The 15116-nt window shown below is 57.1% G+C and carries 10 protein-coding genes; 4 read left to right on the plus strand and 6 right to left on the minus strand.

The features are described 5' to 3' along the window. Window positions 1-114: 114 nt before the first annotated feature. Window positions 115-2472, minus strand: coding sequence for a TonB-dependent hemoglobin/transferrin/lactoferrin family receptor (locus tag hmeg3_RS17770; RefSeq protein WP_094564906.1), 2358 nt, complete (start codon window positions 2470-2472; stop codon window positions 115-117). A 395-nt stretch (window positions 2473-2867) separates the two neighbouring features. Between hmeg3_RS17770 and argA the strand changes: the two genes are divergently transcribed. From argA to hmeg3_RS17785, 3 genes are all read left to right on the plus strand, one after another. After that, window positions 2868-4196: an amino-acid N-acetyltransferase gene (gene argA, locus hmeg3_RS17775; protein ID WP_094564907.1), complete on the plus strand. Its 1329-nt coding sequence runs from the start codon at window positions 2868-2870 to the stop codon at window positions 4194-4196. Window positions 4197-4322: 126 nt separating this feature from the next. Then, window positions 4323-4598, plus strand: coding sequence for an oxidative damage protection protein (locus hmeg3_RS17780; RefSeq protein ID WP_094564908.1), 276 nt, complete (start codon window positions 4323-4325; stop codon window positions 4596-4598). A gap of 263 nt (window positions 4599-4861) precedes the next feature. Beyond that, window positions 4862-7603 carry a pitrilysin family protein gene (locus hmeg3_RS17785; protein WP_094564909.1) on the plus strand — a complete coding sequence of 914 codons (2742 nt, stop codon included), beginning with the start codon at window positions 4862-4864 and terminating at the stop codon, window positions 7601-7603. Between the two features lie 77 nt (window positions 7604-7680). Here hmeg3_RS17785 and rpiA read toward each other — a convergent pair whose 3' ends face one another. The 3 genes from rpiA to hmeg3_RS17805 form a co-directional block, all read right to left on the minus strand. Next, window positions 7681-8352, minus strand: a complete 672-nt coding sequence (rpiA, locus tag hmeg3_RS17790) for a ribose-5-phosphate isomerase RpiA (protein ID WP_094564910.1) — start codon at window positions 8350-8352, stop codon at window positions 7681-7683. Between the two features lie 73 nt (window positions 8353-8425). Next, window positions 8426-10189, minus strand: coding sequence for a cation:proton antiporter (locus hmeg3_RS17795; RefSeq protein ID WP_094564911.1), 1764 nt, complete (start codon window positions 10187-10189; stop codon window positions 8426-8428). Window positions 10190-10744: 555 nt separating this feature from the next. After that, entirely contained in the window at window positions 10745-11254 is a 510-nt protein-coding gene (locus hmeg3_RS17805) for an Lrp/AsnC family transcriptional regulator (protein WP_007876291.1), read from the minus strand. A gap of 319 nt (window positions 11255-11573) precedes the next feature. Here hmeg3_RS17805 and hmeg3_RS17810 point away from each other — a divergent pair, with 319 nt between their 5' ends. Further along, entirely contained in the window at window positions 11574-12710 is a 1137-nt protein-coding gene (locus hmeg3_RS17810) for a branched-chain amino acid ABC transporter substrate-binding protein (protein ID WP_094564913.1), read from the plus strand. Window positions 12711-12841: 131 nt separating this feature from the next. On the opposite strand, the gene hmeg3_RS17815 is transcribed toward hmeg3_RS17810, so the two are convergent. Then, window positions 12842-13162, minus strand: coding sequence for a c-type cytochrome (locus hmeg3_RS17815; protein ID WP_094564914.1), 321 nt, complete (start codon window positions 13160-13162; stop codon window positions 12842-12844). Between the two features lie 220 nt (window positions 13163-13382). Further along, a complete protein-coding gene (gene ilvD, locus hmeg3_RS17820) occupies window positions 13383-15053 on the minus strand; it encodes a dihydroxy-acid dehydratase (protein ID WP_094564915.1) in 1671 nt (556 codons plus the stop codon). Window positions 15054-15116: the final 63 nt, after the last annotated feature.

Consider the following 15116-nt stretch of genomic DNA (forward strand, 5'->3'; position numbering starts at 1 on the left):
GACCGGCGCGGGCTGTCGTGCTGCGGCGACGATATCTACACGCCGACGACGCGTTCAGGTCTCGGTTCAGCAGCTATCGCCCCCCTTGCAGCGAGGCGCGACGCCACCGCGCTTTTAAAAGGAATACCGCAAGGCCAGTTGCAAACTGCGTGGCGGCGCCGTGTAATGCCGGCGCGTGCTGTTGCTCCCTGTGGAAGGAGGCAATTCCCCGACATCGGACCAGCGCTCGTAATAGGCATTGAAAACGTTTTCCACATTGAACGTGACGGTGAAGCCCTCCAAAGGCTGGATCCAGGTGCCGGCGCTGACTACCGTGGAAGGCGAGGTCATCAGCACCACGCTGTCTCGAGATGGCCTTGAGATGCGATCCGAAGATTTTCCCCAGGAGTGTTCAAGATTGACATGCGCCCCCCAGCTCGCCTGCCGGTATCTCGCACCGACAACGGCCCGCATCGGTTGAACCGAATCCAGCGGCTGCCACTTCGTACCAACAACGGATACGCTGCCATCCGCCGCGAAGTCCTCACCGAATACCGACGTCATCACGTCACCGCGAGCGTACGCTATCGCGGCATTGACACGCCATGCTGCACTCATATCCCACTCAGACTTGAGTTCGACGCCTCTGATACGCGCTTTGTTCTCATTGACGTTCTTATATACAAAAGCAGGCAAATTCATATCGACGCCAACCAGCCGCTGCCGGATGAAATCGCTGTAGCGGCTGTCAAACGCCGCCACGGAATAATGAAAACCCTGGATGGCTCCACGCACGCCGAGTTCTTTTCCCGTGACCCGCTCCGGCCGCAAATCAGGATTTCCCGAGGCCAAATAGAAAAGTGAGGGGTTGAAAAAATTGGCATTGATCTGATCCGGTGTCGGAGCCCTGAACCCTTTGGCGTAATTAAAGTAGGGTACAAAGGCAGGAGCAATCTCCCAGATCACGCCGAGACGCGGTGTAAAAGCGTGGGCGCTTTGCGATTTTGGCGTGGAATGGGTAAGCAGAAGCTGCGCTTTGTCGTAGGACGATAAAGACGACGCATCCGGCGCAATACGGAAAAAATCATAACGTAGCCCGGGGATGATCTTCAGCGTTGAGATCGATATCTCATCCTGGAGGAATCCACCGGCGAGCAGGTACGAGGTATCCGGAGAAGGTTTGTATGGGTACTGATGGCCTGAAAATGGGACCGTCCCCCCTACGGAAGTTGCAATATCTGAATGGCTGAGATCGATTCCGTAACGCAATGCGTGCCCGCCCCCTCCCATACGGAGATTGGTGTCTGCAACCACGTTCAGGCCGGCGATGCGTTCGTCATAGGAATTGTCACGCGAACGCCGCAATACGCCTGGTGCGATGGCGCCATAAAATGCTCCGAACATGTTGAAGAACATCCTCTCCATGGCACTCCGTGGACCGAAGACACGCTCAGTCGTGATCTGGCGAACACTGGAATCCTGCCAGTACGCATGCGCATGCAGTCGGTTCAGCCAATCCGTCTCACTCCCTTCATGGAAGTATTCAAACGACAGCCGCTGCCGCTTGGTCGTGTCGTAGCCACGCATCGCCGCCGTGCTTCTGAAAGACGGCACCGGCGACACCTGCGTCAACACATTGGTATTGACCTGCAAGTTCAGGTTTTCCAGCGTCGCCTGCAGGCGATTGCCGGCATCTGCCCTGAACCCCAGCTTGGTCAGGTAGTAGCGGCTTTCCATGTCGACCGGGTTGGGTGCCGTGCGGTTGCTGTTGGCGCGTCTATCGTTTTCCTGCGACCAAGTTTCATGGCCGCTGCGCAAGCTCCCCATGAACATGCCTTGCCAGCGCTCGTCATTGAACGCTACTCCTGCCATGTGATTGACAGAATTGTCCTGCTGCGCGTAAGCCGACTGCGCAAAACCACCCACGGCCTTGCCGGCCTTGACCAGATCGCTCGGACCCAAGGTCGTGGCGCTAACCACACCTGCCAGGCTGTCCGCGCCATACTGCGTGGAATTGGCTCCACGCAGGACTTCAATCCGCTTGAAGCTGTCGACATCCCAATAGTCGCCGCGCCCGGTCTGGAATGCAGGGCCGAATGAAAAGCCGTTCGGCAGACGGATGCCATCCTGCACAATCAGCACGCGGTTGCCTTCGATACCGCGAATGTTGATCCCTTCGTTACGGGCGCGGCCGGTGGCCGATCTGGCCGCAGAGAAATCCGAAGGCCGTGTACGCACCATGACGTCCGGCTGATCTGCAAGCACATCCTTGATATTGCGCGCTCCACGCTCGAGAATGTCTTCACGCGTGGTAACACTGACAGAGGCCGCTATGGCGTCGGTGCGAACTGCGCGAACGACAATTTCATCCATTGACCTTTGGTCCGGCCGCAGATGTGCAGCGTCGGTATTAGGGTCGTTTTCTCCAGCCAAGGCAAACCCTCGGGCGCACGTTAGCATGACGGCTAGCGTCAGCCTGTTCATTTTCAGCATGGTCAATCTTTCAAGAAAAGTGCAGGCTGACGCGAGGCTGGCGAAACACGAGTGGGTAGTTAAAAATCAATCGGATCACGAGAAATAATCAATCGCAGCCCCCAGCATCAGTCGCCTCGCTCGCACTGGAGCAAAGTACAAAGATGCGTTTGCAGGGAAGGATGGATGCGATCGATCGTGAGCCGCAGGATCGGTGCCGGAGATAGACCGACGGAGGACGCGGACGGAGGCTTGTGACATCGCCGCATAAAAACCGAAGCCCAGATTGTTAATGAAAATCATTCTTATGTATCTAGAAGAAATCTGATTTTTGCAACCGGCACAAAAAAAATTTCTCGCTTGCGAAGCTGATCCGTTATTTGCGTCCCTCAAACTTGGCCCGGACACTGTATATAATGCGGAGCATGGAAAATGACACCGATTACGCCAGTTTCGTGGCGTGGCTGCGCTCCGTCGCACCTTATGTACATGCTTTTCGCGGCAAGACCTTTGTGGTCGCCTTTCCGGGCGAACTGGTAACGGCAGGCGGCCTGGCCGTTCTGGCGCAAGACTTGTCGTTGCTGCATGCCCTTGGCATCCGCGTCGTTGTGGTGCACGGCTCGCGACCACAGGTCGAAGAGCAACTGGCGCTGCGTAACGTGGAGGCCCGCTTCCACAATGGCCTGCGGATTACCGACTCGGCTGCGCTGGAATGCGCCAAGGAAGCCGCCGGCGAACTGCGCCTGGATATTGAAGCGGCATTCAGCCAGGGCTTGCCGAACACGCCGATGGCGCATGCTGCCATCCGTGTCATTTCCGGCAACTTTGTGACGGCGCGTCCAATGGGCGTGATCGACGGCGCCGACCTGCAACTGACCGGTATCGTCCGTAAAGTCGCGGCTGACGCCATCCATCCGATTCTCAACGCAGGCGGCATCGTGCTGCTGTCGCCGCTGGGCTTCTCGCCGACCGGCGAAGCTTTCAATCTGGCCATGGAAGACGTGGCCGTTTCCGCTGCGATTGCACTGCGCGCCGAAAAGCTGATTTTCCTGAGCGAAACACCACTGATGCACGATGCCGCCGGCACCGACATCCGCGAGTTGTCGTCGCACCAGGCTGAAGCCGTGCTGCTGGCTAACTTCCTGCCGCCGGACGCCGCCTTCTACCTCAAGAACGCCGTCAAGGCCTGTAACGCCGGCGTGTCGCGCGCGCACATCGTGCCGTTCGCCACCGACGGATCGGTGCTGCTGGAGCTGTTTACCCATGACGGTATCGGCACCATGATCACCTACGAGAACCTCGAAAGCCTGCGCGAAGCGACCATCGAAGATGTCGGTGGCATCCTCAAGCTAATCGAGCCGCTGGAAGCCGACGGCACGCTGGTCAAGCGCGGTCGCGAACTGATCGAGCGCGAAATCCATTACTTCTCGGTGATCGAGCATGACAACGTGATCTTCGGCTGTGCGGCGCTCTATCCTTTCCCGAAAGAAAGAATGGGAGAAATGGCCTGCCTGACCGTCAATCCGGAAGTCCAGGCGCAAGGCGACGGCGAGCGTATCCTCAAGCACATCGAAACGCGCGCGCGCGAGTCGGGCCTGACCAAACTGTTCGTGCTGACCACGCGCACTTCACACTGGTTCATGCGGCGCGGCTTCGTGCTGGCGACGGTGGATGACCTGCCCAAGGACAGACAACACATGTACAACTGGCAACGCAAGTCGCTGGTGCTGATCAAGAATCTATAATGATGAAGTCAGGACGTGAGATTGCCGACAAGCACTCAACCGCTGAGCTTCTTCACCAAGTTGCGTGCGTCTCATGGCCTCCCCCGAATTACTTAATTGCATAATCGTTTTACACAAGGAATCAACATGGCACGCATGATCCATTGCATCAAACTGAACAAGGAAGCCGAAGGCCTCGACTTCCCGCCTTACCCGGGCGAGCTGGGCAAGCGCATTTACGAAAGCGTGTCCAAGGAAGCCTGGGCCGGATGGCTCAAGCACCAGACCATGCTGGTCAATGAAAATCGCCTGATGCTGGCTGACGCACGCGCACGCAAGTACCTGGCCGTGCAGATGGAAAAGCATTTCTTCGGTGAAGGCGCGGATGCAGCGCACGGCTACGTGCCGCCGCCAGGCGAATAAGACCGGGCAAGCTGTCATCAGCTGCCCATGGTTCAGGCGCATCGCGCCGCCTGAACCTTCCCCCTCCCGCTTCACCCATGTTCTTTCCCCGCTTCCTGAGCGCCACGGATTTTTTGCGCCGTTTGCCGGTCTACTCTCGTCACGCCGCTGTAAACCGGCCGTCATGCGACAATCCACAGAATACGCATCGCTGCTAACCGCCACTAACTGCCGCTGACTTTGCGTCCCCTTTTTGTGTCCCTTGATCATTCACTCAGGAAAACATGCCTCTGCTCCGTCCCGCTTCTTTTTCCCGCCGTATTGCTCGTTACACCCTTCCGCTGCTACTGACTTTTGCTGCTGCCGCCGCTGCACAGGCACCTGTTATGCTCCCATCCGGCGTCACGCAGGGGCCATCCGCCGAAGGCATCAGCGAATATCGCTTCAGCAATGGCTTCAAGCTGTTGCTCATGCCTGATGCCAGCAAACCGACGGTGACCGTCAACATGACGTACCTGGTCGGCTCGCGCCAGGAGAATTACGGTGAAACCGGCATGGCGCATCTGCTTGAACATCTGATGTTCAAGGGCACGCCCAAGCACAGCGCGATCCCGCAAGAGTTCAGCAAGCGCGGCATGAACTTCAACGGCACCACCTCGCTGGATCGCACCAACTATTACGAATTCTTTCCCGCCGGCGACGAGAACCTGCAATGGGCCATCACCATGGAAGCCGACCGCATGCTGAACTCGTTCATCGCGCGCAAGGATCTGGACAGCGAGATGACCGTCGTACGCAATGAGTTTGAAAGCGGTGAAAACTCACCCAGCTCGGTCATGGTCAAGCGCATGCAAAGTGTCGCTTTCGACTGGCATAACTACGGCAACGCCACCATCGGCAACCGCAGCGACATCGAGCATGTCAAGATCGAAAACCTGCAAGCCTTCTACCGCACCTACTATCAACCCGACAATGCGGTGCTGCTGATCGCCGGCAAGTTCGATCCAACCAAGGTATTGGAGTGGGTCAATCAGAGTTTCGGCAAGATGGCGAAACCAACGCGTACGCTGCCGGATTTCTGGACGGTGGAACCAACGCAGGACGGCGAACGCCAGTTCACCATTCGCCGTAGCGGAGATGTGCAACTGGTCTATGTCGGCTACAAGATTCCGGCCGGCCTGCATATCGACTCGGATGCCATCGGCGTTGCGGCCGATATCCTGGCTGACACGCCGAACGGCCGCCTGCACAAGCTCCTGGTGGAAACCGGCAAGGCCAGCGCGATCATGCAATTTCAGCTGGGCGGCTATGCGCCGGGATTGCAAATCATCGGTGCCGTAGTCAAGAAAGGCGAACCGCTCGAACCGGTACGTCAGGCATTGACCGACGCCATCGAATCCTTTGCCACGACGCCGCCGACGGAAGCCGAAATGGCGCGCGTGCGCGTCAGCAATGCCAACGCCTACGAAAAATTGCTGAGCGATCACCAGCGCATCGGAATCGCCTTGTCCAACGTTCTGGCGCTGGGCGATTGGCGCTTGCTGTTTGCCGGCCGCGATCAGGTTGCGGCAATGACATCACAACAAGTTGCGGCCGCAGCGGCGAGCTACTTCCGCCGTGACAACCGTACCGTTGGTCTCTTCGTTCCCGAAGACCAGCCGCAACGCAGCGAGATCCCGGCAGCGCCAAGTATCGACAGTGCGCTGAAAAACTACCAGCCGCGCGCCGCCATCGCCACCGGCGAAGCCTTTGACTCCTCACCGTCCAATCTGGATTTACGCACTCAGCACATCCGCATCGGTGGGCTGAAGGTGGCGTTGCTGCCGAAGAAGACCCGCGGCCAAACTGTCTCGGTCAGCATGAAGCTTAACTGGGGCGATGCCCAAAGCCTGTTCGGCAAGCGGACGGTCGCAGGCATGGCTGGTGAAATGCTGGGCCGCGGCAGCCAATCGATGACGCGCGAACAACTGGCAGATGAATTTGCCCGTCTGAAGATCAGCGGTGGCGTCTACAACTTCCAGACCACGCGCGGCAACCTCGACGCCGCCCTGCGATTGATGGCAGACGTGCTGCAACATCCACGCTTCGACGCTGCCGAATTCGAACAACTGCGCAAACAAACTCTGGTGAACCTGGAAGCCTCACGCAACGATCCGACCTCGCGCGCGCAGGAAGCGCTGGCCAAGCACTTCGACCACTATCCGGCCGGCGACTGGCGCGCAGCACGCTCGCTGGATCTGCGCATCGCCGAAGTACAGGCAGTATCGCTCGACGACGTCAAAGCCTTTCATCGCAACTTCTATGGCGCATCGACGGGTGAAATCGCCATCATCGGCGACTTCGATTCCGACGCTGCCGCGCGCACCATTCAGCAGAGCCTGTCCAACTGGACCAGCGCAGCCCCTTATCAACGCGTGTTGCAAGACTACGCCGACATCGCACCTGCACGCCTGGCGATCAATACGCCGGACAAGGAAAACGGCACGCTCATCGCCCGCCTCAATCTCGACATGCGCGATGAAGATCCCGACTACCCGGCGCTGGTTGTCGCCAACTACCTGATCGGCGGCGCCAGCCTCAAGTCGCGCCTGGCCGACCGTGTGCGCCAGCGCGAAGGTCTGTCGTACAGCATCAGTTCCTTCCTGTCGGTCAGCGCCATCAGCAACGCGGCGCAAATCGGCATCGGCGCCATCGCTGCGCCGCAGAATCTGGATAAGGTCGACGCCGCCATTCACGAAGAATTGCGGCGCGTGCTCAAAGACGGCTTCACTCAGGAAGAACTCGACCGCGCCAAATCCGGTATCCGCCAGCAACGCGAACAAGCACGCGCGCAAGACGACACCATCAGCAATGGTTGGGTCAATCTGCTCGATCTGGATCGAACCTATGCCTGGGCGGCGCAACTGGATCAGCGCATTGCCGCGCTGACGCTGGATCAGATCAACGACGTCGTGCGCAAGCGTCTCACGCTAGACAAAATGAGTGTCGTGATTGCGCGGGATGAGAGCAAGGCGAAGCAGCCTTAAGATTCAAGCAATGTCATCAGCCACAAAAAAGCCGCCCAATGAGGCGGCTTTTTTATCCATGGAGAATACGAAAGTCCTCAGAACTCCAGCTTCTTCACACCGTCCGACGTCCCCAGCAAACAGACATTCGCACCCTGACGCGCAAACAAGCCAACCGTCACCACACCGACGATATTGTTGATCGCAGCTTCAATCTCCGCCGGCTCGGTAATACTCAAACCCACCGCATCCAGAATATAGCAACCGTTGTCCGTCACGAGCGGCTTGCCATCCTTCATCCGCAGCTTTGCCTCACAACCCAGTGCCGACAACTTGCGTGCCGCGACACTGCTTGCCATCGGAATCACTTCCACCGGCAGCGGGAACTTGCCCAGCACGTCTACCAGCTTGGAACCGTCGGCGATACACACAAACTTCTGCGCCACCGACGCCACGATCTTCTCGCGTGTCAGTGCCGCGCCACCGCCCTTGATCATCGCGCCTGCGGCGTTGATTTCGTCGGCGCCGTCGATATAGACCGGCATGGTTTCCACGTCATTGAGGTCGAAGACCTTGATGCCGTGACCGCGCAGGCGTTCGGCCGTCGCTTCCGAAGAAGCCACCGCACCCTTGATGCGATCCTTGATCTTGGCAAGTTCATCGATAAAGAAATTGGCTGTAGAGCCGGTGCCGACGCCGATGATTTCACCGTCAACCACGTATTCGATGGCAGCACGTGCTACAGCTTGTTTGAGTTCGTCTTGAGTCATGACAGAGTAATAAAAAAGTTAAAGCGAATCGGGATGAAGCTTAGTGCGAATCTGGTGCGAATCTGGTGCGACCCTAGTGCGAATCCTCGGGCTTTTCGTCCAGCGTCTCGAACAGGGCAATCTGTAGTCGGGAATGCAACTTGACCAGCTTGCTCCACAACAACCACAGCAACCCCGCAGCCCCTAGCAGCACGAAGACCAGCAGGTTGAGCGGCGGCAAGATGCTGGCGCTCAGGACAAAGATCAGCAACATGATACCGACAATCGACATGACCGGTATCACTTCGGCAATCACGCGCCGTGCGCCCGTTGTGTACGAGCCGGCGAATTCCGGCTTGACGCCAACCTCGGCCAGCAGCATCGCCAGCGCCTGCAGTTTGCGGTAAGTTGCGATCAGGAAAGGCAGCGATAATACCAGAGCACCGCCCCAGATCACGGCTTTGTGGATTTGCCGGTCACTGATCCAGGCCGACAGCCAGCGGCTGATGCCGTCCACGAAAAACGCGCCGGCCAGGAAAATTGCTACCACCAGCGCGATGTTCACCAGCACCTGCAACAAGATGCGCCGGATGATTTTGCTGATCTCTGCCCGCTCCCCTTGCGGCTGCAGGCTTTCCAGCCAGCCGGAATACATGCCGAGGATACCGGAGATTTTTTTCGGCACCAATGAGACTGCTTTGCTCGACAAGGGATCCGCTGCCTTGATCAGATAAGGCGTCAGCAGCGCGGTCACTGCCGATACCGCCACCACGATCGGATAGAGGAAATCGCTGGTCACCTTCAGGCTCACGCCGAGCGCGGCGATGATGAAAGAGAACTCGCCGATCTGCGCCAGCCCCATACCCACGCGCATTGGCGTGCGGCCGCCATGGCCGGCCAGGAAGGTACCGATGCCGCAGCTGAACAGTTTGCCGAACACCACTGCCAGCGTGATCACGAGAATCGGCAACCAGTATTGCGCCAGCACGTTTGGATCAAACAACAAGCCGATGGCAACGAAGAAGATAGCGCTGAACATGTCACGGATCGATTCGATCAACCGTTCAATGCGATGGATCTGGCGCGACTCGGCCATGACCGCACCGACCAGGAAGGCACCCAGCGCAACGCTGTATTGCAGCTTCATCACCAGCAGGCAGAAGCCGAACAGGATGCCCAGCACGGTGACCAGCAACATCTCATTGCTCTTGAAGCGCGCGACATAATTGAGCAGGCGCGGTACAACGAGGATGCCGACCACCAGCGACACGATCATGAACAGCAGCAGCTTGCCGACGGTGTTGACCACTTCGCCGGAGTCGACCGAGCCGCTGGTAGCGATACCGGACAACAAGGCAATCATGCCGATGGCAAGGATATCTTCGACGATCAGGATACCGAAGATGATCTGGGCAAACTTCTCGTTCTTCATCCCCAGCTCATTGAGCGCCTTGACGATGATCGTAGTGGACGATACGGCCAGCATGGCGCCGAGGAAGACCGCGTCCATGGTCTTCCAGCCAAAATAGATGCCGATCTCGTATCCGATCCAGATCATCAGCATGATCTCGGCGACGGCTGCGACGACCGCTGTCGCGCCAACTTTGGCGAGCTTCTTGAGACTGAACTCCAGCCCCAGCGAAAACAGCAGAAAGATCACACCCAGCTCGGACAAGATGTGGACGGTCTTGTCGTCCTGGATCAGATTGAATGGCGGCGTGTGCGGGCCGATGATGACACCGGCCACGATATAGCCGAGCACCACCGGTTGCTTGAAGCGGTTGAACACGACGGTGACGACGCCGGCGATCAGCATGATCACGGCAAGGTCTTGGATAAACAGTTCAACAGCATGCATGCGTTGTATTCCCCTTTAAGGCAGGCCGACTGGCGGCGTTGTTGACGATGTATGACTGGCTTGCGGCAATGACCGGACCAGTTTTCGGATTGGACGCTCGATGTTTGCCCTCTCTGCGGCAATACGTCGATACGTGGAATGGATGAGCCCTCTTGCCGGGCCAACCAATTGATTGACTGGTTGCCCCGATTGAGTTTGCTTCGTTGGTTAGCCGACGGTGGCGATGTTTTGGCCGGTGTCAGCTTGTTTCTGCGGGTTCGGCTTAGTCAGAACATCTTCAGCGTGCTGAAAGATTAGCTGCAGCCGATAGGCTACGACGATTGGATTTGGTGCATCGTCTGCGTTGCTGCACCGTATCGTCGCTGGCAGGCGCAAAGTTAGCACAGACGACATGGCGTCTGCAAATTTTATCTCGATGCGGACGCCTGAAAAATAGGCGGAGATACGCGGAGATAGGCAGAGCCGGCAAGGGAAAGAGCAATTCGGATGATTGGATCCGATTCGCATGCGAAAGCAGGCACAGAAAGTGCTAATAAGCCTTCTTGTTGCTTTGCCCTACTCCGGCACACGCACCTGAATTTCAGCAGCCTTTTCGTCGAACGTGATCCGTGTGGCGAATTTGGCGCGCTTCATCGGAAAACGCGATTGGAAGTGGCGAACGTTGCCGGAGCCGGAAATGACACGACGCACAAACTGATAGTACGCATCCATATCGATCACATGCACCGCCAGAAAATAGTCATATTCGCCCGACACGAAATAGCACTGCATCACCTCGGCCTCTTTGGCCATGCGCTGCTCGAACTCCTGCATGTGCTCGTCGGATTGATTGTTGAGCGAGATTTCAAGGAAGGCCAGCATGCCGTAGCCAAGCGCAAAGGGGTCGACCATCGCCACTTCGGCGTTGATGATGCCGGCTTCGCGCAGCTCGCGAATGCGGCGCAGGCAGGTCGGTTGCGAGATGTGCAATTTCTCCGCCAGGATACGGGTCGGAATCTGATTGTCTTTCTGCAGCAAGTTCAGGAGCTTGCGGTCGACCTTATCGAGCGTATGGTATTTGGGCATAAAAACGAAAGTTCAATTTTTTTCAGTCAGGCACTCAAAAAGCCTTTGCAAGCCGTTTCTTATGTTGTACCGTCTGCATTATTCGGAAACCGACGTTGAATAGTACAGTGTGTTTTATAGTCTGTGAAATAGAGCTGAATACAGGTCTATAAAGCGTTGTCCATACGACGTCTCTGAATAAGCAAAAATGGGCTGTTGCAAAATCGGGAGACCGGTCGCTTCGGAGGAGAACCCAAAAGATGCGCATCGGCTCGACTTTCACCAGTCGCAAATCAGTGTCATAGCAAGCGTAGTCTATTTCAATCTACAGAGGGAATTTATGAAACTCAAGAGCACAATTATTACTGGCGCAATCGCATTGGCTTTCGCTGGCTCAGCTTATTCGCAAGAAGTCATCAAGATCGCTCACGTCGGCCCTCTCTCCGGTCCTAACGCTCACATGGGCAAGGACAATGAAAATGGCGCCCGTATGGCGATCGACGAACTGAACGCCAAGGGTTTCACCATCGGCGGCAAAAAAGTCAAATTCGAACTGGTTGGTGAAGACGACGCGTCCGATCCGAAGCAAGCAACTGCCGTCGCGACCAAGCTGGTCGACCAGAAAGTTGCTGCCGTTATCGGTCACTTGAATTCCGGCACCACCATCCCTGCTTCCAAGATTTATAACGATGCAGGCATTCCACAAGTGTCGCCATCGGCGACCAATCCTAAGTACACACAACAAGGCTTCAAGACAGCATTCCGCGTTGTCGCCAACGATGCTCAACTGGGCGCCGTGCTGGGTAAATACGCTGTGACCGCACTGAAGACCAAGAACGTCGCGGTGATCGATGACCGTACTGCATACGGCCAGGGCGTTGCTGAAGAATTCGCCAAGGGCGCACAAGGTGCGGGTGCAACGATCGTCGGTAAGCAATTCACCAACGACAAGGCAACCGACTTCAACGCGATCCTGACTTCGATCAAGGCCAAGAAGCCTGAAGTCGTGTTCTTCGGCGGTATGGATGCTGTCGGCGGCCCAATGCTGCGTCAGATGAAGCAACTGGGCATCAATGCCAAGTTCATGGGCGGCGACGGTATCTGCACCGGCTCCCTGCCAGGTCTGGCCGGCGATGGCCTGATCGATGACCAAGTCGTTTGCGCTGAAGCAGGCGGTGTGGATGAGTCCGGCAAGAAGGGCATGGACGACTTCCGCGCAGCGTACAAGAAGAAATTCGGCATCGACGTCGTCTATAACGCTGCTTACGCTTATGACGCGACAATGACTGTTGCTGACGCAATGAAGAAGGCAAACTCGGCTGAACCAGCCAAGTATCTGCCTGAACTGGCAAAGATCAGCCACAAGGGTGTGACAGGCACGATCGCCTTCGACTCCCATGGCGACATCAAGAACGGTTCGCTGACTCTGTACACATACAAGAAGGGTGAACGTACCCTGCTGGCTGTGGTCAAGTAAGCTTCCGCCTCACCATGAAGAACGCGTCTGATGAAAGTCAGGCGCGTTTTTTATTATCCGAACGAATACAGGCAACAAAAAAGCGCTCAATGAGCGCTTTTTCAATTGTGCTGCAAGGTGCTTTCGTACGATTACTTCTGCGTCAGCACCCACTTCACCAGCGTACGGGCTTCCGCTTCGGAAACCTGCGCATTGGCCGGCATCGGGATAGCACCCCAGACTCCGGAACCACCCTTCAGTACTTTCTGCGTCAGTTTGTCTTCGGCGTCTTTCTGGCCTTTGTACTTTGCCGCCACATCCTTGAACGCCGGACCGACGATCTTGGTCTGGACGGAGTGACAGGCCATGCAATTTTTGGACTTGGCCAGATCGGCTGGCGCAGCCTGCGCGAAAGCCTGGGCAGAGAAGCCGAATGCCAACGCAGCCGAGGCGATGAATAAATACTGTTTCATTGTTACCCTCCAAGAAGTTCTGCGTATTCTACAACTCTTTGCGAGGTCGCTTGTATGCGCTGGCGCATATAAACATCATGTTTCCGCAGAGGCATTCCCGAGATAAAAGTGAGATGCATTTACGGTGGTATTTACTGCAATATTTACGACGATGCGTGGCCATAAAAAGCCGGATCACTCCGGCTTTTTATGGCGATCAGGCTACGGTTGAATACACAGGTCAGCCTGTGACGGCGCCCTTGCTTGCCGTCGACGCCAGCGCGGCATATTTGGCCAGCACGCCGCGGGTATAACGTGGCGCAGGTTGCTTCCAGTTGGCACGGCGGCGGGCGATTTCTGCATCGTCGACGTTGAGCTGGATCAGCAATTGACGGGCATCGATGGTGACCGAGTCGCCCTCTTCCACCAAGCCGATGACGCCGCCGACGAAGGCTTCCGGCGCGACGTGACCGACCACCATGCCCCAGGTGCCGCCCGAGAAACGGCCATCGGTGATCAGGCCGACGGATTCGCCCAGGCCCTTACCGATCAAGGCCGAAGTCGGCGCCAGCATTTCCGGCATGCCAGGCCCGCCTTTCGGTCCCAGATAACGCATCACGAGAACATCGCCCGGTTTGATCTTGTCGGCGAGGATGGCATCCATGGCACTGTATTCGTCTTCGAACACGCGCGCCGGGCCGGTGATGACAGGGTTCTTGAGACCGGTGATCTTGGCGACGCAGCCTTCAGGGGCCAGATTGCCCTTGAGGATAGCCAGATGGCCTTGCTTGTACAACGCCTTATCGATAGGACGAATGACGTCCTGATCAGCGCGCAGATCGGGGATATTTTCCAGTTCTTCAGCGAGGGTCTTGCCGGTGATGGTCAGGCAATCGCCATGCAGCATGCCGGCTTGATGCAGCACCTTCAGCACGGCAGGAATGCCACCGGCCTTGTGCAGGTCGGTAGCGACATATTTGCCCGATGGCTTGAGGTCGCAGATGACCGGCACTTTCTGGCGAACGCGCTCGAAGTCATCGATGGTCCACTCCACTTCCGCTGCATGGGCAATCGCCAGGAAGTGCAATACGGCGTTGGTGGAACCACCCGTTGCCATGATCAGCGATACGGCATTTTCAATGGACTTGCGGGTGATGATGTCGCGCGGCTTGATGTCCTTCTTGACGGCCTCGACCAGCACGCGTGCCGACTCGGCGGCGGAACCGGTTTTTTCGTCATCCGGATTGGCCATGGTCGAGGAGTAGAACAAGCCCATCCCCAGCGCCTCAAACGCCGATGACATGGTATTGGCGGTGTACATCCCGCCGCAGGAACCCGACGACGGACAGGCATTACGCTCAATGCCGTCGAAGTCTTCCTGCGACATGCGGCCAGCGGAGAACTCGCCGACGGCTTCGAAGGCCGAGACGATGGTGAGATCCTTGCCCTTCCAGTTGCCCGGCTTGATGGTGCCGCCGTAGACATAGATGCCCGGCACATTGGTGCGCGCCAGTGCGATCATGCCTCCCGGCATATTCTTGTCGCAGCCGCCGATGACGACGACGCCGTCCATCCATTGGCCGTTGACGGCGGTTTCGATACAGTCTGCGATGACTTCGCGTGAAATCAGCGAGTACTTCATGCCTTCGGTACCCATCGACATCCCGTCGGAGATGGTCGGCGTACCGAATACCTGCGGGTTGGCGCCAGCCTGCTTGATGGCCGAAATCGCCACATCGGCCAGTTTTTGCAGACCCGAGTTGCACGGTGTGATGGTGGAATGGCCGTTGGCGACGCCGATCATCGGCTTGTCGAAGTCTTCCTTTTCATAGCCCAATGCGTAATACATCGAGCGGTTCGGACTACGCGAAACACCTTGCGTAATATTCTTTGAACGGCGATTGAATGGCATGCTTGTCTCCTGGTGAGTTCATGGAATCCCATGCGGTCCACACCAGAAGCAAAGCTGGCATGA

Source organism: Herbaspirillum sp. meg3, from assembly GCF_002257565.1.
Classification (GTDB): Bacteria; Pseudomonadota; Gammaproteobacteria; order Burkholderiales; family Burkholderiaceae_D; genus Herbaspirillum.

What these genes read in the sequence shown, in the direction of transcription:
- ilvD (WP_094564915.1), bottom strand. Translation starts at nt 15,053, where the DNA reads ATGCCATTCAATCGCCGTTCAAAGAATATTACGCAAGGTGTTTCGCGT.
- hmeg3_RS17770 (WP_094564906.1), bottom strand. Translation starts at nt 2,472, where the DNA reads ATGCTGAAAATGAACAGGCTGACGCTAGCCGTCATGCTAACGTGCGCC.
- hmeg3_RS17795 (WP_094564911.1), bottom strand. Translation starts at nt 10,189, where the DNA reads ATGCATGCTGTTGAACTGTTTATCCAAGACCTTGCCGTGATCATGCTG.
- argA (WP_094564907.1), top strand. Translation starts at nt 2,868, where the DNA reads ATGCGGAGCATGGAAAATGACACCGATTACGCCAGTTTCGTGGCGTGG.
- hmeg3_RS17810 (WP_094564913.1), top strand. Translation starts at nt 11,574, where the DNA reads ATGAAACTCAAGAGCACAATTATTACTGGCGCAATCGCATTGGCTTTC.
- hmeg3_RS17815 (WP_094564914.1), bottom strand. Translation starts at nt 13,162, where the DNA reads ATGAAACAGTATTTATTCATCGCCTCGGCTGCGTTGGCATTCGGCTTC.
- hmeg3_RS17805 (WP_007876291.1), bottom strand. Translation starts at nt 11,254, where the DNA reads ATGCCCAAATACCATACGCTCGATAAGGTCGACCGCAAGCTCCTGAAC.
- hmeg3_RS17780 (WP_094564908.1), top strand. Translation starts at nt 4,323, where the DNA reads ATGGCACGCATGATCCATTGCATCAAACTGAACAAGGAAGCCGAAGGC.
- rpiA (WP_094564910.1), bottom strand. Translation starts at nt 8,352, where the DNA reads ATGACTCAAGACGAACTCAAACAAGCTGTAGCACGTGCTGCCATCGAA.
- hmeg3_RS17785 (WP_094564909.1), top strand. Translation starts at nt 4,862, where the DNA reads ATGCCTCTGCTCCGTCCCGCTTCTTTTTCCCGCCGTATTGCTCGTTAC.